A 15532-nucleotide genomic window follows, 5' to 3' on the forward strand; every position below is an offset into this window, starting at 1 on the left:
AAGCATACAGACAAGAAAACTGTTCCTGCTTTAAAAGCGTCTATTTTACACGGCCGCCCGCATTTGAAGGCAACAAATCTGACAGATAACGCAGAATTTAAAAAATAATTAATTGACATTTATTCTTGGAGAAATTGAAATGAGTTCAAACCAAACCGATGTGGTTTTTTTTGATGAAAACGGTCTTCGAACAGACCAAAGAAAGCCCGACGAAATCCGCCCGATGAAAATTAAAATCGGCGTTCTGTCGCGCGCGAACGGCTCCTGCTATTTGGAATGGGGCGCAAATAAAATCTTAGCCGCCGTTTACGGCCCGCGTGAAGCGCACCCGCGCCGCATCCAGCTGGCCAACAGAGCAGTCATCCGCTACAGATACAACATGCAGTCTTTCTCTGTGGAAGATCGCGCCCGTCCCGGACCGAGCCGCCGCAGCAGCGAAATCTCAAAAGTCAGCCGCGAAGCGTTTGAACCGGTTCTTTTCCCGGAAGATTACCCGAAAGCGGCGATTGACATTTTCGTCGAGGTTCTTCAAGCGGACGCCGGCACGAGAACGGCCGCAATCAACGCAGCGTCCTTGGCGCTCGTCGACGCGGGCATTCCGATGCGCGGACTTGTTTCCGCCTGCGCCGCCGGAAAAGTTGACGGCAAAATCGTTTTGGACTTGAACAAGCCCGAAGACAATTACGGCGATGCCGATTTGCCGATTGCGATGACCGAAGACGGCAAAATCACATTAATTCAAATGGACGGACACTTAACGCCGTCCGAATTCGAAGAAGCGATGGACCTCGTTCAAAAAGGCTGCCGCCAGGTTCTTGAAATTCAAAAGGCGGCGCTTCTTGAAAAATTCGCGTCCGTCATGGACGACGATGACGAAGAAGTGATCGAAGAAGAAATCGAAGACGAAGATGAAATCGAAAACAGCGGCAAAGGAAATGCTGCCGAAAACGATGACGATTTCGATGATTTTGAAAACGATTCAGAAGGCGGCTCCGCCGATCTCGACGATGAAATCAATGCTTTTGTCGCCGAAGTTTCAGAACGCCTCGCAAAAGACGTTTCCGCAATCATCCGCAGCTATGAAAACGAAGACTGCGACATTGAAGACGATGATTTGGACATCGTTGTCATCGAAGACGAGGAAATGGATGCCGATGACTTAAAAGAAATCGAAAAATTCGTTTCCGATTTCGACGATGATTCTGATGACGATTCCGATGAAGAATCCGACGATGAAGAAACAGATATTTTTATCATTGAAGCGGACGACTTAGATGAGTCGGACGCTGACGAGGACGCGGAATTTGACGACGACTTTGATGAAGATGAGGAGGAGGAATAATTATGACCGACGCAGTACTTTCCGCATTAAAGAAAGATTTTATTCACAATTTAATTGTCGAAGGCAAACGCGCCGACGGTCGCGATTTCAGAGAAATGCGCGACATTTCCGTCCAAACGCATGTCATTGCCAAAGCCGAAGGTTCCGCTTACGTAAAATACGGCGAAACCAAAATTTTAGTCGGCATTAAGCTCCAAAAAGGAACGCCTTTCCCTGACTCTCCGAATTCCGGTATCATCATGACCGGCATGGAATTAAACCCGCTTGCATCACCCAACTTCGAAGCAGGCCCGCCGAAAGAAGAAGCCATTGAAATGTCCAGAATCGTTGACCGCGGAATCCGCGAGTCTCATTCCATTGATTTGGAAAAACTCTGCATCAGAGAAGGCGAACTCGTTTGGATGGTTTTCGTTGACATCAGCGTGATTAACGATGCCGGAAACATTGTTGACGCGTCTGCGCTGGCTTCGATTGCCGCTTTGTTGACGACGACTGTTCCGGCAGACGACGCGAACGGTTTTGAATCCATTCCGCTTCCGATGCAAAACATTCCGGTCGGCGTGACCGTTGCCAGCATTGACAACACGCTCATTTTGGACCCGTCTTTGGACGAGGAAAACGTTTGCGATACAAAGCTGACGATTATTACCGAAAATGAAGGCGCGCTTTCCGGCATGCAGAAGAGCGGCGCAGAACCTTTGCTCCCCGAGACGGTCATTGAAATGGTCAATCTCGCCAGGGAGAAAGGAGCCGAAATAAGGGAAAGATATTTATCTAATCTTTCTATAAGAGGTTGAATCTTGTTTTAACATTCAACCTTTTTGATTCAAACGACGCGGTTTTTACCGTTTTTTTGAGTCATTCAAGTTTAAATTTTCAAAATTACCGCGCTTTTCAGCGCTTTAGTTTAGGTGAAACATTATGGTTAGAAAAAACTCACGCAAAGGTAAAGTTTCCAGATCTGCAGGCAGATTTGGTGTCAGATACGGCAGAAGAGACAGAAAGCTCGTCGCAGATCTTGAAGGACGTACAAGAGGCCCGCACACATGCGCAAAATGTGACCTTCCGTCCGTCAGAAGAACAGGAACAGGCATTTGGGAATGCAAGAAATGCGGCTTCAAATTCGCAGGCGGCACATACATTCCGCAGACTGCAGTCGGCAAGTCCTTCCAAAACACAATGAAGAACGCGCTTACCGACAGCTCCATGAAATACCACTACGATTTCTTGGACGAAGAAGAAGAAGACGAAGAATAATGAAACAGAGGCTGTGAGAGCCATATCTGTTTCTTCTTTCTTTTTATTTTTTTGATTTTCGGTATTGACATTAATTTTATATTGTCGGATTATAAATTATGATTCGGCTTTTGGATTAATTTTCAGAATGAATTATTTTCAGAATGAATTAAAAAGGTGACTTATTTGTCTTATTATTGTTCCCATTGCAAAAGAGAAATCGACATCGATTACGAAAATGCCGGTGTTCGCTGTTTCTATTGCGGTCACAGAATTCTCGTTAAAAAACGCCCGGCAACCATCAAAAGAATCAAGGCCGAGTAACAATGATGCTTCTGACGTCTTCTCGAAAACCCTCGTTTAAAACCAAAATTTTGTGCAAAAAGCTGGCCCTTTTTTGTGATGCCGCTTATATGACACGGGGCAAAATGTCCATGTCCGAAGTTTTGGAGCGAGGGAGCGGAGCCGTCTTATGCGTCGTCGGGGAATACCACGGCAACCCCGGCAGCTTATCTTTTTACGACCCAACGGGGCGTTTGTTTATTTCACTTCGTTTTTCAGAAACTTCTTTTGAGTCTGTGCCGCAGGCTGAGCTTCGTTACGGCGAGCGTATTTTCTACGGTCCGGAATCTTCGGCGCTTTTTAATTTGCTGAATACGTTCATGATTGAAGACAAGGGCTTGATTATGCCGCCGGATTCGCTGAACGAATTGTTTAAACACAATAAGAAAGAGCCTCAAAGCGAGGGCGGTGTCCGCGCTGTTCCTTGGGTTTTGGAAGGCGATCCCAAACCAAAGCCGAACGCGGCTTATGTCCGCCGTCTTTACGTTCAGGATGACCGCTTGGATTTTTATTCCAATGATCGTTTGTTTTTAAGATTGTATATCAAAGGCATCAAATCCGAACTTTCCGTTCATTGAGGCGGTTTTATGAAAGCTTTAGCCCGTTTTTCATTCGCATCGGAAACGCCGGAACTGATTTCCGATATTTATCAAAGCCTCCTGCCGGAAACGAATGAATCCATTTCAGACCGCTCCGCGATTTCATTAATTATGGAAAACGACGGGCTCATTTTAGAAATTCAAAGCAGCGATATCATTTCATTGCGCTCGGCGCTAAACACATGGCTGAGGCTGATTCAAACCGCTTACGATGCAGCTTCCGCTTTTCATTAATTTAAAAAAAGTTCTTTGATAAATCTATTTCAAAATCGGGGCTTGGGTTTGATTTCTTTTTTTAAAACTGCAATTTGGTTTTGATTTCTTTTTAAAAAATCGCAATTTGGTTTTGATAATTTTTTGAAAAATCTGACCGGCTCGCGCGCGCCTGCCGCGTTGCCGCCGCCACGCCGCTGCCGTCTCGCCGCTGCGCTGCTGTCGGCAGCTCCCACATTCAATCTGTTAACTGAAAACATGTCAATCGTTTTTAAAAAAGCCATGATAAGGTGCCTTATTTATTTTTTCTTTCGGCAATTTCAGCCGCGATTGCGCGGCTGCTGTAATATTCGCCTTCGATTTTTTGCAGGCGAACAATTTTCGGGAAAAAACCGCGTTGGTTTAATGCGTTTTCCAATTCGTTTTCCTGAAAATTTTGATCAAAACCGAGAACAATCACATCGGGATTGATTTCCGCAATCGGTTCAAAATAATCCGTCAGGCTTCCGAGCATCGCAAAATCGACCGGCTTAAGCGCGGCGACCATTTTCAAACGCTGTTCTTCGGGAACAATCGGCGTCGGTTTATGATTGACATTGACGTCGCGGCTGATAATGATATAAAGTTCGTCGCCGAGCATTTTCGCTTGTTCTAAAAAATAAAGGTGGCCGGGATGAAGAATGTCAAAAGTTCCTGTTGCCAAAACGCGCGTCAAAGGTGTCACCAAAAATCAAAGGGTTGTATAAAATAAAAAATTAACCGGCCGAATTATTCAAACGGTTTTAAACACGGCTGAAAAACAGAGTTTTCCGCGCTCAAAAACGTAACGCATAATGCGGTTTTGTCATCCGATGATTCCGTCAGTTTTAAGTTGCCGGAATAGCGATAAAGAATCATTTTCGCGATATAAAATGTCAAACTCATCATATCGCCGGTCACACTGTTCGCGTCTTCGTTTAAGATCGCTTCAAGCGTATTTCCGGGAACTGAAAAATTATGAATGTCGACTTGAATGCTGCATTTGTTTAAACCGTTTTCTTCAAACTCTGACGTTATAAATGAAATCTTGTAACGGCTGTCGTTTTCAAGCGTTACTTGAATCAATAAATCAAAAAGCTTCGGAAAAGCGCCGTCCGCAAAAACATACACGTCTTCGCCGATCAATTCAAATTCGTTGTCCGGATATTTTTCAATAATTCTGTGAATGCAGGAATAAAATGAATAAAAACCGAGATTTCCGCCGCTGTAAACAAACGGCTCAATCTCTTTGATAACTTCGATATGTTCCAGACTTTTTTGAGACGCTTCTTCGACCAATTCCAAATATCGTTCTTCGTTCTTGATTCTGTATAAGTCAAGCGCCATGAATATGGCATTTTGATAATTCTTTAAATCATGTTTAAACAAATCATAAAAACGGCTTCCAAGCTCAAGATATCGTTTTGTATATGTGTCCATAACTGACCCTTCAGGGTTTAATAATGTGACATCCGGATACTTTTCACTTTTATTCATAGGCTCACCGTTTCAACGAATATTTTTCATTTCTTTGAATCTGAAAAATATAACTGCAACATTTTATTTAATATGAATGGTCTATCTGATAATATTTTTGAGACTATTTTATATTGTTACTCAAATCTTTTCTGTTCGTTTTTTATTATTCTTATTTTATTTCTATTTGGTTTTATGCGTTTCATCTTTTTTTTTGAAATGTTTTGAAAATGTCAAACACATTATTACTATTAGTTATATTTCATTGGAAAATTTATATACTATAATTTCCTCTCTATTTTGCTCTTGGTTTATTCCTGCAAAAAACATGCAACAGATTAATAATCAAAAGCGCAAACATTAAAAAACAGTTTTTGCAATATGATTTGTAATTTGACATTCATCTCTTGCAATTTGATTTTTTATCAAAGCTGTTTATGAATACAATTTTAATAGAATGCAAACACAATAAAAATAAAATTTATATTAAAACCGTTTATGCGGTTTTTTGAAAAGGAGACGAATATATGGCGAAAACGATTGCTGAAATCAATGAAAAAATCGCATCCGGTGAAGTTTGTGTCGTGACGGCTGAAGAAATGTCCGACATTGTTGACGACATCGGTGCCGAAAAGGCGGCTGCAGAGGTTGACGTGGTGACCACGGGGACTTTCGGCGCGATGTGTTCCTCAGGCGTTTTCCTCAATTTCGGTCACTCCGAAGTGCCGATTAAAATCACGAAAATGTTCATGAACGATGTCGAAGCGTACAGCGGAATTGCGGCTGTCGACTCTTATTTGGGCGCGACACAGGTGTCGGAAAAGCTCGGCATCAAATACGGCGGCGCGCATGTCATTGAAGATTTAATTTGCGGCAAAGAAATCGAAATCGTCGCGCATTCTTACGGTACGGACTGCTATCCGCGAAAGGAATTGACGACGACGATTACGCTTGATGATTTGAATCAAGCGATCATGGTGAATCCGAGAAACGCTTACCAGCGCTATGACGGCGCGACAAACGGATCTAAAAAGATTATTCACACTTACATGGGAAAACTGCTTCCCGATTTCAAAAACGTGACGTATTCCGGCGCCGGCATTTTATCGCCGCTTTCAAATGATCCGACTTACAGAACCATCGGCGCAGGAACCAAAATTTTCATGGGCGGCGCTGAGGGAACCATTGTCGGCGAAGGCACACAATGCTCAACAGCCTCCGGATTTGCAACACTCATGACAACGGCAAATCTGAAAGAGATGACAAAAGAATATGTCAATGCCGCCAGCTTTGAAGGATACGGCACTTCGCTGTTCCTCGGCATCGGCATTCCGATTCCGATTTTGGATGCGGAAATGGCGCAGGCAGCAGCTGTCCGCGATGCCGACATTGAAATCAGTATCAAAGATTACAGCATCGGAAAACGCGACAGGCCGGTCGTCCGAAAAGCAAATTATGAAGAACTTCGCTCCGGCAGCATTCAAATCAACGGCAAGGAAGTCGCAACGTCCTGTATGTCAAGCTTTAAGAAATCTCGTGAAGTTGCGGAAGAATTAAAGAGCCGCATTGTCGCGGGCAAATTCTTCCTCGGTGCGAATACGACGACGCTGCCTTTGAATCAGTCAACGAATCCGATGAAAGAGACGAACAAAACACCTATCGTCCGTGATATCATGAGCAAAAAAATCGTGACGGTCGAGTTGACGGACAGCGTAATTGACGCGGCCAAACTGATGAAGCAGAGCGAGCGGAATCATATTTCCGTCGTCTCAGGCGGCAAACTTGTCGGCATCATCACGTCTTGGGACATTTCAAAAGCGGTTGCCGACGGCAAGACCGATACGGTTGAAGCCGGCATGACAAAAGATGTGATTACATGTTCACCCGACGAAACGGTCGATGTTGTCGCCAAGCGGCTCGCGGAATTTAAGATTTCGGCAATTCCTGTCATTGATGACAATCAAAACGTTGTCGGCATGCTGACGAGCGAGCATATCAGTAAACTTTTCACAAGGGGGAAACACGAATGAAACTTAAAATCAGTTTTCCGGAAGAACGTGTGAAGTCGCCGATTTTATCGGAGATTATTCTTAAAACCGGCATTCTTGTCAGTATTGTTTCTTCTCACGTGGATTCAACCGGCGGCGAAATTATCATCGAAGTCATTGACAAGAATTACGAACTCATCAAAGACGAATTGGAAGCGCGCGGCGTTAAAGTCACGCTTTTGAACACGCTTATTTGCAGAGACAAAAAAGAATGTGTTGACTGCGGTGCCTGCATTTCGGTTTGCCCGTCTCATGTTTTCGGTTACGACGCGGATTGGAGCCTGACGATGGACACGCAAAAATGTATCCGATGCGGTCTTTGCATTGACATGTGCCCGCATCAGGCGCTTTCAATTGAAGGAACGGATTGCGAATAATCCGTTTTTTTTTTGAACCGCTGAACCGTTTTGCAAACGGACACTGTTGCCTTACTGCTTCCACCAGTGTCGTCGCCGCGTGCGTATGACACGTTTTTTCAATTTTCAAATGAAAACAATAATAAAAATTCATTTTTGGAGGAATGAATGAAAGAAAGATTTCTCTTCCTTTCATTTTTAAAGTTCAGTAAAACACTTCACCTGTTCTGATTGTGATTGCTTTTTCAACCGGTACGACAAATATTCGCCCGTCACCAATTTTTCCGGAATGTGCTGCCATTCGAATAATCTCGATGACTTCATCCGCTTTTTCATCACAGGTTGTAAGCTGGATTTCGGTTTTTTGAATCACGTCAACATATACGGGTTTTCCTCTGTACTGAAGACAAACACCTCTTTGTTCACCGCGTCCGGAAACTTCTGTTACGGTCATGCCGAAATAACCTTTATCAGCCAACGCTTGTTTGACCGCCTCGAATTTTTCGGGGCGGATGACTGCCATAATCATTTTCATATTTTCACCAAATTTTGAATTTCTTTGTTTCATTTATTTTTTGACGATACTGATTTTGGTTAAGCACGTTCGCCGTGATTTGAAATGTCTAATCCGAGTTCTTCTTCTATTTCTGAAACCCGTAGTCCCATTACCTTTTTAATGGCAATCGCAATGACGTAGGTGACAGTAAACGAAAAAATGACTGCAATGATTGCATCACCTGTATTGACGGCGAATTGCATGATATTTCCTTCCATTAAACCGCCGACACCGGCAAGCGCGGACGATGCGAAAATACCGGTTGCAATTGCGCCCCAAAGACCGCCGACACCGTGAATTGCCCATGCATCCAAACTTTCATCCCACCCCCGTTTGACACGGAAAATGAGTGCGTAATAACAAATGAGTGAAGCAATACCGCCGATGATTATCGCTGAAAAAACATTTACATATCCGGCGGCAGGGGTAATGCCGACTAACCCTGCCAATGCGCCTGACACAAGGCCGACCGCACCCGGCTTCCCTTTAATTGAGCTGATTGCCATCCATGCAAGTGCGCCGGCTGCTGCTGCAAGTGCCGTGTTCATAACGGCAAGTGCCGCCACACCGTCAGCGGCAAGCGCGGAACCGCCATTAAAAGCGAACCAGCCGACCCACAAAAGACCGGCTCCAAGAAGTGTCAATGGAATGTTCTGGGGTGCTGAAACCATCTTCGCCTCGCCGAATCCTGAACGTTTGCCGATTACAAAAGCCACTGCAAGAGCGCCGAACCCTGCGCTGATGTGAACCACTGTTCCGCCGGCAAAATCAAGCGCACCGAGTGCGTGCGCCCAACCGCCGCCCCATGCCCAGTGAGCCAGCGGATCATAAACGAGCGTCGTCCAAAGCAAGCCGAAAAGAATGAATGCGCCGAGTTTAACACGCTCGGCAAATCCGGAAGTGATAATCGCAAGAGAAATGCCTGCAAAAATCATTTGGAATGCAATGAAAAGAAGATCCGGAATTCCTTCAATAATTGTATCTTCAAGACCGATGCCGATTAATCCGACATAATCTAAATTGCCGATTAAGCCTGCGATATCTGGTCCGAAAGCTAATGAATAGCCGAAAAGAATCCATTGGATGCTGACAATTGAAAGTGCAAGAAAGCTTAGGAAAACCATTGAAATTATATTTTTTTTACGGACAAGGCCGCCATAGAAAAGCCCTAAAGCCGGAATCATAAGGGTTACAAGTGCTGTACAAATCAGTAAGAAAGCTGTTGAGCCACTGTCGATTGCCAAAAATTTCACCTTATTTTTTAAGTTGAATTGTTTATTGATTTGAATTTGAAATGGATTTTTAATTGTCTCGTCCTGAATTTTAAATCGAATTTTTAATTTTTTAAAAATTTTAAACGAATATTAAAATTTCAAAATCGATTGAGTTTGATATTTAACGGCGATACATGACCGATTTGTTTACCGATTTTAAAACCGGTAAACATTGGGGATTTCGGTCAAAAGTATGTTTTAATTTTTGTGTTTTCGATGTTTTGGTGTTTATTTGATTCTTTTAGTGCTTTGTTTGATGTTTTTTGATGCTTTATTTAATATTTTTAAGCCGTTATTCCGATCTTGTTTTTGGCAAAAAATTTGAAAAAAAACTTTCTTTTTTTTGCCGACAATAAATTGAAAAATTCTGTTTTATTTAATATTTTTGGTCAAAAATTATGTCTTATTCGATATATTTTATAAATTGGAAAAACGACAATTTTTTAATTAAATCTGCGATATGCTATTGAAAATGTGGTAATTTGTAATCATTAAATATAATGTTTTTATGAATAATTATGACATTTATCTCCTAAATTAATTTTTCAATGATTACATTTTCTGATATTTTTTTGTCATCTTTAAAAATCGTGGTTGAATGCGATTTTTCCATTTTGCCCATATTAAACCTTCCGTTTTTGAAAATTTCGGAACTTATATCCTCTTAACGTGTTATTTTGGTTTGAGGAATCAAAATGAAAACGGAAAACAAACTTATGATTATTTTATTTCTGATGGCGTTTTCAACGCTTTTTTTGTTGTACGCCGTCATTTCGGCCGACAACGAATCGATGATGTCTGCCGGAAATTCTGTTGTGCCGACCAATGCAGACATCGGAAAAACGGTTTACACGGAGGGAAAAGTTCTGAGCAAAAGAAACACTTTTACGGGCGATCATTTAATTATTCAAATCGAGTGTTCCGACAAAACCGTTCTGCCGATTTTCATTCCTAAATCCACGGGCGCGTCTTCGATTCATTCAAAAGTGAATGTTGATGATTCAATCGGTGTTTTGGGATTGGTTGAGGAATATGACGGCGCGCTTGAGCTTGTCCTGAAAAATGAAAAGGATTTGATCGTTTTAAACTGATTGCGTTTTAACAAATTTTTAACGAACGGTTCAAATTTAATGTAAATCAGCAAATATATATCACATTAAAGGCGATATCAATACGGTTGAACGATAACCGTTCATCCGGGATTTATTTTCATTTCATCATGAATTGGATCTGACATTGATGCAGCAGTTTTTAATTGCCGGCAAACGGGGGTTTGGCGGCTGCGCTGCTGTCCGCTCTGCGGTTTTTGCGCACGGGGAAATTGCGCGGAATCATCAATTATTGAAATTTAATATTAAAGAAATGATGAACTATGTTCACGGCAGAAAACACGGAAGGGTTCAGTCAAAAAGTTCTTGATCAAATGAACGCCGACGTGAAAGAAAAAATGAAAAAATACGATCCGAAATCAAAAGATTATAAGAAAAAATTGGCGGAAGTGGAAGATGAAGTCTTTGACGACTATTGTTTCAATTCCTTTTCGCCGTCGATGAAATTCTGATTTTTGAATTTCTGATTGTCGTATTGATAAAAGTTTCAAAAAAGTCATTTGCAAAGGAGCAATCCTTTGCTTTCATTTATTTTTTGTTTTCATTTTTTAATTTTCAATTCTTTTTTAAAATGTCAATTTTTTATGAAGCGGAGCTGTTTGCCGTTTATTCTCAGGTTTGCGTTTGCTGCTGCCGCTGCCGGCCGCAGCTGTCTGCGCCGCGCGCGAACCGTCTCATTTTCAAAAAAATATTTGAAAAACGCTTGCGGTTTTATAAATATTTGAAATCTTCGCTCTTTTTCAGAAAATAAAACAAAAAGGTTTTTTCATATTGTTCTAAAAACATCTCACAGACACTTTTTTTTCTTTTCGCGCTGACAAATTATTTATACGACCATTTTAATATCTTTAAATTTAAGTCGGATATTATCGAAATTATTATTCGGATCAATTTAAGGCAGGAGTTTAAAATATGAAATATATTGTTGTTACAGGCGGAGTGATCAGCGGTCTCGGCAAAGGGATTACGTCAGCTTCAATCGGAAGAAACCTGAAAAACAGAGGTTACAAAGTAACGGCGATCAAAATTGATCCTTATTTAAATGTCAATGCGGGTATCATGACACCGCTTCAGCACGGCGAAATCTGCGTTCTCAATGACGGCGGCGAAGTCGACTTGGACCTCGGCAACTACGAACGCTTTTTAGATGTCGATTTAACGGCCGATCACGATATTACGACCGGTAATGTTTATTCCACTGTTTTAGATCGCGAGCGCCGCGGTGAATTCCTCGGAAAAACCGTTCAGATTATTCCGCATATCACAAACGAAATCAAACATAAACTCAGAACAGCCGCCAAAAGAAGCGGCGCCGATGTTTGTTTGATTGAGATCGGCGGAACGGTCGGTGACTATGAAAGTATGTTTTACATGGAAGCCATTCGTCAAATGAAAAACGAAGAGCCGCCGGGAAATATGAAATTCGTTCATGTCACGCTTTTCTTTGACGACACGCAGGGCGAGCAGAAAACAAAACCGACGCAGCATTCCGTTAAGGAAATGAGAACGCTCGGCTTGTCTCCCGATTACATTGTCGGCCGATCGACGCTTCCGCTGAAAAAGGAAACGAAAGAAAAGATTTCTCTTTTCTGTGACGTTCCGGAAGAATGCGTTATCAGCGCCTACAACATCAGCAATTTGTATGAAATCCCGAAAGCCATTGACGGCCAAGGCTTAACGGATCACTTGATTCAATCTCTCAATCTTTCCGCCCCCGAAAATCCGCCGGGGACTGATTGGGACGAAATGGTTGAAAAGATGAGAGAAGTCGCAAAACAGCCCGACTCAGAAGCCGTTCGCTTGGCAATGGTCGGCAAATACACGGATCTTCCCGACTCTTACATCAGTATTTTTGAAGCCGTCAAACACGGATCAACCGCTGCCGGCATTAAAGCATCCATCGATTTAATCAGTTCCGAGAAAATTGAAACCGATAAATCCGTATTGGAAAGCTTGAAAGATTACGACGGTATTATCGTTCCGGGCGCGTTTGGCGAAAGGGGGGCAGACGGCATTTTCCAAACTGTGACGTTTGCGCGTGAAAATGACATTCCGTTCATCGGCATCGGGTTTGGCATGCAAGCAGCAGTCATTGATTTCGCAAGAAATGTTGCCGGCATGGCGGGTGCCAATACAACGGAGCTTGATGAAAAAACGGAATATCCTGTTATTGACGTTACCGCTAAGGAAAGTGACATTTCCGGATTCCGCGGCATTATGAAAGTCGGCGAATATGAAGTGGCAATCAAAGACGGGACGCTTGCCAAGAAGATTTACGGCAAAGACGCGATTTCCGAAAGATTCAGAAACAGATACGAAGTCAGCAATGAATTTGTGAAAACTCTTGAAGAAAAAGGTCTTGTCTTTTCAGGCGATATTAACGGTGCCAAGCAAATCGTTGAATTGCCCGACAAAAAATTCTTCATCGGCACTTTGTATCACCCGCAGTTTAAATCCAGACCGCAGCGCGCCGAGCCGATTTTCACGGCATTGGTGAAGGCGGCGAAAGAGAATAAAAAGTAATTTTGAAGTTTTTTAACTTCAATTTTTTCTTTTTTATTTGATTTCGTTTTCCTTTTTTAATTTTTGATTCTATTTTCTATTTTAATTTCGCCAAATAAATATAAATAATTCGGCGTTCTTTTTGGTTATTATATTTATAAAAACAGGTGATAAAAAATGGAAGACGAAAATACAAAGTTAAAACCGATTCACTATGCTGTAATTCTTTTGATTTGTTTGATTCTTATCGTAGCGGCCGGGATTTTTTATTTCTTTTATTGATGTCGTGTTCGTCTCTTAATTGATTGGATGAAATGATTCAATATTTATTCTTTTTTTAATTCAAATCATATGAATTTATTTTTTAAAATGAAGAAAAAACGAATACTTTAAAATAATAATGAAATCATTCAGTCATATCTTTAATTCATAAAAAACAGGAGATATAAATGACGGACGAAAATATTCCTCAAACAAATGCGCCGGCGCAGCCCGGACAGCCGCTTGAAATTGTAATCGAAGTTTCTAAAGAAGAAGATTTTAAACGGTTTTATGCCATCGGTGCCATCGGCGTGAACAACATTTACGATTTCAGAGTCAGCTTTTACAACGACGATCCCGAAATCGGACAGCGCAACGGTGTGAAAAAGATTCACCGGAAAATCGGGACGGAAGTTATTTTGTCACCTGTCGCCGCTAAGGAATTGGCGCGTTGGCTGATGCAAAATGTCAAAGATTATGAAAATAAATTCGGTGAAATCAAAGGGCAGACCGGGGCGAAAGGCGGTTCTAAAGGCACGTCGGATGATGACAGCACGGTTTTGGACGGGTACGCCTGATTTTTTAAAAACAGCATCGCTTAAACATTATAAACCTTTATATGCAATAAATACAATTTGAAATGCCGAAATCTAAATAATTTTTTGAAAAATTAAATATATTTCTGAAAATTATACGTTTTGAAACAGGATTTCGCATTAACGATTTTTATTCAAGTCAAATAGAGAGGGATTGATTTTGTTCCCAAATAAAAAAGTTCAGAAAATTGTCGGATCACGCGTTCTTGTTGAAATGAAAGGCGACACCAACCTCCTTGAAGGAACGCTCAGCACGGTTGATGACTATATGAATCTGCATTTGGTCGACACCTTTGAAATCGTCAACGGTCAAAAAGAAAGATCATTGAAATCAGTCGTTTTGAGAGGCAACAATATCATATTGATTACGCCGGTTGATGAGTAATTTTCTCTTCAGCCTCCCTTTAGCTGTCGGTTTGACCGAAAAATTCAAGCTAAACCTCAAGGAGAACAATATGAGTACACCTGTTAAAAAAGAAAGTACGAAGAAAAAGAGTACGAAAAGCGCCAAAGCGGAAACCGTCAAGACAGAAACTGCAAATGCAGAGTCTGTCAAAGAACAAACGGAAACGGTTGCCAAGAAAGCGCCTGCTAAAAAGACGACAGCTAAGAAAGCAGTTGTCGCCGACGAACCGGAAGTCGCTGCAGAAGAGCCTGTTAAGAAAACACGCGGCAGAAAAGCAAAGACAGCGGAAGAAATTCCGGTTGAAGAAGAACCTGTTAAAAAACCCCCAGCTGCGCGCAAGCCTAATGCTGCGGCGGAATCCAAGGTCGAACCTGAGGCCGAATCCGAATCACAGCCGGATGCGGAATTAAAATCCGATGGCGAAACAGGGGTGGAAGAACCTGCGCCGAAACGCAAATACACGCGCAGAAAGAAAACGGATGATGCCGAAGCGAAAGAAGACGCGCCGGCAGAAACTGAATCGGTTGTTGAGTCGGCCGTTGAGAAACCGCCTGCGAAAAAACCCGGCCGCAGAAGTAAAAAGGATATTGAAGCCGAAGCGGCGGCGTCTGATGACGGCGCGGATATTGAAACCAGAGTTTATAATCTGATTAAGAATACGCCCGGCGGCGTTTATCAGAATGAAATTTGGAAGCAGCTGGATATTGACAGCCGCAAATGTTCTCGCATTTTGAAAAAACTGCTTGATTCCGACCAGATTCTCCGCGAAGAAGCGGTTGCCGGCGGAACAAAGACGTTTCTTTTAAAGACGGTCGCAGAAGAGCGCAAGAGAAATTACGATGTTTTAATGGTCAAGGGAACGTTCTCGCCATGCACAGGCTGCATGGGCGAATGCCGTCCCGAATACTGCCCGGCATTGACGTTTTGGATTATGAATATCCATAACAACCCCGAAGAGCTTTACGCTGCGATGGGTTACAACAGCAATGCAGAGCCCGAACACGAAGAAGTTGAAATGCCGCCTGAATTCTTGGAAGAGATGGAAGCCGGCGAATACGATTTCGGCGACGAGGGCGACGGAGATAGTGTTTTTGAATAATTGAAAAATTCAAAAACATTTTTTCTTTTTTGATTATTTTTAATACGTGATTTATCTCTCTATTTTTTTGAAAACAGGATTCGGTTTTTAGGGTGTTTG

At 42.3% G+C, this 15532-nt stretch carries 19 protein-coding genes; 14 read left to right on the forward strand and 5 right to left on the reverse strand.

Going from position 1 to position 15532, the window contains the following annotated elements; all coding sequences use genetic code 11:
• Positions 1–139 precede the first annotated feature (139 nt).
• The 6 genes from rrp41 to MmiEs2_RS02325 all read left to right on the forward strand — a co-directional run bounded on the left by rrp41 (position 140) and on the right by MmiEs2_RS02325 (position 3753).
• Complete coding sequence (rrp41, locus tag MmiEs2_RS02300; RefSeq protein ID WP_316559822.1) at positions 140–1342, forward strand: exosome complex exonuclease Rrp41; 1203 nt, start codon at positions 140–142, stop codon at positions 1340–1342.
• Between the two features lie 2 nt (positions 1343–1344).
• On the forward strand, positions 1345–2139 hold the full coding sequence (gene rrp42, locus MmiEs2_RS02305; protein WP_316559823.1) for an exosome complex protein Rrp42: 795 nt from the start codon (positions 1345–1347) through the stop codon (positions 2137–2139).
• A 124-nt stretch (positions 2140–2263) separates the two neighbouring features.
• Positions 2264–2599: a 50S ribosomal protein L37ae gene (locus MmiEs2_RS02310; RefSeq protein WP_316559824.1), complete on the forward strand. Its 336-nt coding sequence runs from the start codon at positions 2264–2266 to the stop codon at positions 2597–2599.
• A 156-nt stretch (positions 2600–2755) separates the two neighbouring features.
• Positions 2756–2902, forward strand: a complete 147-nt coding sequence (locus MmiEs2_RS02315; RefSeq protein ID WP_420891233.1) for a DNA-directed RNA polymerase subunit P — start codon at positions 2756–2758, stop codon at positions 2900–2902.
• Positions 2903–3006: 104 nt separating this feature from the next.
• A complete protein-coding gene (locus tag MmiEs2_RS02320) occupies positions 3007–3498 on the forward strand; it encodes a Brix domain-containing protein (protein WP_316559826.1) in 492 nt (163 codons plus the stop codon).
• 9 nt (positions 3499–3507) lie between these two features.
• Entirely contained in the window at positions 3508–3753 is a 246-nt protein-coding gene (locus MmiEs2_RS02325) for a KEOPS complex subunit Pcc1 (protein ID WP_316559827.1), read from the forward strand.
• Positions 3754–3844: 91 nt separating this feature from the next.
• On the opposite strand, the gene MmiEs2_RS02330 is transcribed toward MmiEs2_RS02325, so the two are convergent.
• The 3 genes from MmiEs2_RS02330 to MmiEs2_RS02340 are packed head-to-tail and all read right to left on the reverse strand — an operon-like array spanning position 3845 to position 5247.
• On the reverse strand, positions 3845–3970 hold the full coding sequence (locus MmiEs2_RS02330; protein WP_316559828.1) for a hypothetical protein: 126 nt from the start codon (positions 3968–3970) through the stop codon (positions 3845–3847).
• 57 nt (positions 3971–4027) lie between these two features.
• Positions 4028–4447 (reverse strand): FAD synthase family protein, encoded by a 420-nt coding sequence (locus MmiEs2_RS02335; protein WP_316559829.1) that lies wholly within the window; start codon positions 4445–4447, stop codon positions 4028–4030.
• Positions 4448–4500: 53 nt separating this feature from the next.
• Positions 4501–5247 carry a hypothetical protein gene (locus MmiEs2_RS02340; protein ID WP_316559830.1) on the reverse strand — a complete coding sequence of 249 codons (747 nt, stop codon included), beginning with the start codon at positions 5245–5247 and terminating at the stop codon, positions 4501–4503.
• Positions 5248–5753: 506 nt separating this feature from the next.
• Here MmiEs2_RS02340 and MmiEs2_RS02345 point away from each other — a divergent pair.
• Both MmiEs2_RS02345 and MmiEs2_RS02350 read left to right on the forward strand, forming a co-directional pair.
• Entirely contained in the window at positions 5754–7256 is a 1503-nt protein-coding gene (locus MmiEs2_RS02345) for a homocysteine biosynthesis protein (protein WP_316559831.1), read from the forward strand.
• Entirely contained in the window at positions 7253–7651 is a 399-nt protein-coding gene (locus MmiEs2_RS02350) for a 4Fe-4S dicluster domain-containing protein (RefSeq protein WP_316559832.1), read from the forward strand. The genes MmiEs2_RS02345 and MmiEs2_RS02350 overlap by 4 nt, the downstream gene beginning before the upstream one ends.
• 184 nt (positions 7652–7835) lie before the next feature.
• On the opposite strand, the gene MmiEs2_RS02355 is transcribed toward MmiEs2_RS02350, so the two are convergent.
• Both MmiEs2_RS02355 and MmiEs2_RS02360 read right to left on the reverse strand, forming a co-directional pair.
• Positions 7836–8165, reverse strand: a complete 330-nt coding sequence (locus tag MmiEs2_RS02355) for a P-II family nitrogen regulator (RefSeq protein WP_316559833.1) — start codon at positions 8163–8165, stop codon at positions 7836–7838.
• Positions 8166–8224: 59 nt separating this feature from the next.
• On the reverse strand, positions 8225–9430 hold the full coding sequence (locus MmiEs2_RS02360) for an ammonium transporter (RefSeq protein WP_316559834.1): 1206 nt from the start codon (positions 9428–9430) through the stop codon (positions 8225–8227).
• Positions 9431–10155: 725 nt separating this feature from the next.
• Between MmiEs2_RS02360 and MmiEs2_RS02365 the strand changes: the two genes are divergently transcribed.
• From MmiEs2_RS02365 to MmiEs2_RS02390, 6 genes are all read left to right on the forward strand, one after another.
• Positions 10156–10551, forward strand: coding sequence for a hypothetical protein (locus MmiEs2_RS02365; protein ID WP_316559835.1), 396 nt, complete (start codon positions 10156–10158; stop codon positions 10549–10551).
• Between the two features lie 281 nt (positions 10552–10832).
• Positions 10833–11021: a hypothetical protein gene (locus MmiEs2_RS02370; protein WP_316559836.1), complete on the forward strand. Its 189-nt coding sequence runs from the start codon at positions 10833–10835 to the stop codon at positions 11019–11021.
• 460 nt (positions 11022–11481) lie between these two features.
• Positions 11482–13092, forward strand: a complete 1611-nt coding sequence (locus MmiEs2_RS02375) for a CTP synthase (RefSeq protein ID WP_316559837.1) — start codon at positions 11482–11484, stop codon at positions 13090–13092.
• A gap of 428 nt (positions 13093–13520) precedes the next feature.
• On the forward strand, positions 13521–13910 hold the full coding sequence (locus tag MmiEs2_RS02380; protein ID WP_316559838.1) for a DUF3467 domain-containing protein: 390 nt from the start codon (positions 13521–13523) through the stop codon (positions 13908–13910).
• 178 nt (positions 13911–14088) lie between these two features.
• On the forward strand, positions 14089–14313 hold the full coding sequence (locus tag MmiEs2_RS02385; protein ID WP_133516581.1) for an LSM domain-containing protein: 225 nt from the start codon (positions 14089–14091) through the stop codon (positions 14311–14313).
• A gap of 70 nt (positions 14314–14383) precedes the next feature.
• Complete coding sequence (locus MmiEs2_RS02390) at positions 14384–15433, forward strand: helix-turn-helix transcriptional regulator (RefSeq protein WP_316559839.1); 1050 nt, start codon at positions 14384–14386, stop codon at positions 15431–15433.
• Positions 15434–15532 lie beyond the last annotated feature (99 nt).

This window comes from Methanimicrococcus stummii (assembly GCF_032594435.1).
Taxonomy (GTDB): domain Archaea; phylum Halobacteriota; class Methanosarcinia; order Methanosarcinales; family Methanosarcinaceae; genus Methanimicrococcus; species Methanimicrococcus stummii.

What these genes read in the sequence shown, in the direction of transcription:
- MmiEs2_RS02345 (WP_316559831.1), top strand. Translation starts at nt 5,754, where the DNA reads ATGGCGAAAACGATTGCTGAAATCAATGAAAAAATCGCATCCGGTGAA.
- MmiEs2_RS02330 (WP_316559828.1), bottom strand. Translation starts at nt 3,970, where the DNA reads ATGTGGGAGCTGCCGACAGCAGCGCAGCGGCGAGACGGCAGCGGCGTG.
- MmiEs2_RS02365 (WP_316559835.1), top strand. Translation starts at nt 10,156, where the DNA reads ATGAAAACGGAAAACAAACTTATGATTATTTTATTTCTGATGGCGTTT.
- MmiEs2_RS02320 (WP_316559826.1), top strand. Translation starts at nt 3,007, where the DNA reads ATGTCCATGTCCGAAGTTTTGGAGCGAGGGAGCGGAGCCGTCTTATGC.
- rrp41 (WP_316559822.1), top strand. Translation starts at nt 140, where the DNA reads ATGAGTTCAAACCAAACCGATGTGGTTTTTTTTGATGAAAACGGTCTT.
- MmiEs2_RS02370 (WP_316559836.1), top strand. Translation starts at nt 10,833, where the DNA reads ATGTTCACGGCAGAAAACACGGAAGGGTTCAGTCAAAAAGTTCTTGAT.
- MmiEs2_RS02355 (WP_316559833.1), bottom strand. Translation starts at nt 8,165, where the DNA reads ATGAAAATGATTATGGCAGTCATCCGCCCCGAAAAATTCGAGGCGGTC.
- MmiEs2_RS02325 (WP_316559827.1), top strand. Translation starts at nt 3,508, where the DNA reads ATGAAAGCTTTAGCCCGTTTTTCATTCGCATCGGAAACGCCGGAACTG.
- MmiEs2_RS02340 (WP_316559830.1), bottom strand. Translation starts at nt 5,247, where the DNA reads ATGAATAAAAGTGAAAAGTATCCGGATGTCACATTATTAAACCCTGAA.
- MmiEs2_RS02310 (WP_316559824.1), top strand. Translation starts at nt 2,264, where the DNA reads ATGGTTAGAAAAAACTCACGCAAAGGTAAAGTTTCCAGATCTGCAGGC.
- MmiEs2_RS02350 (WP_316559832.1), top strand. Translation starts at nt 7,253, where the DNA reads ATGAAACTTAAAATCAGTTTTCCGGAAGAACGTGTGAAGTCGCCGATT.
- MmiEs2_RS02380 (WP_316559838.1), top strand. Translation starts at nt 13,521, where the DNA reads ATGACGGACGAAAATATTCCTCAAACAAATGCGCCGGCGCAGCCCGGA.
- rrp42 (WP_316559823.1), top strand. Translation starts at nt 1,345, where the DNA reads ATGACCGACGCAGTACTTTCCGCATTAAAGAAAGATTTTATTCACAAT.
- MmiEs2_RS02390 (WP_316559839.1), top strand. Translation starts at nt 14,384, where the DNA reads ATGAGTACACCTGTTAAAAAAGAAAGTACGAAGAAAAAGAGTACGAAA.
- MmiEs2_RS02375 (WP_316559837.1), top strand. Translation starts at nt 11,482, where the DNA reads ATGAAATATATTGTTGTTACAGGCGGAGTGATCAGCGGTCTCGGCAAA.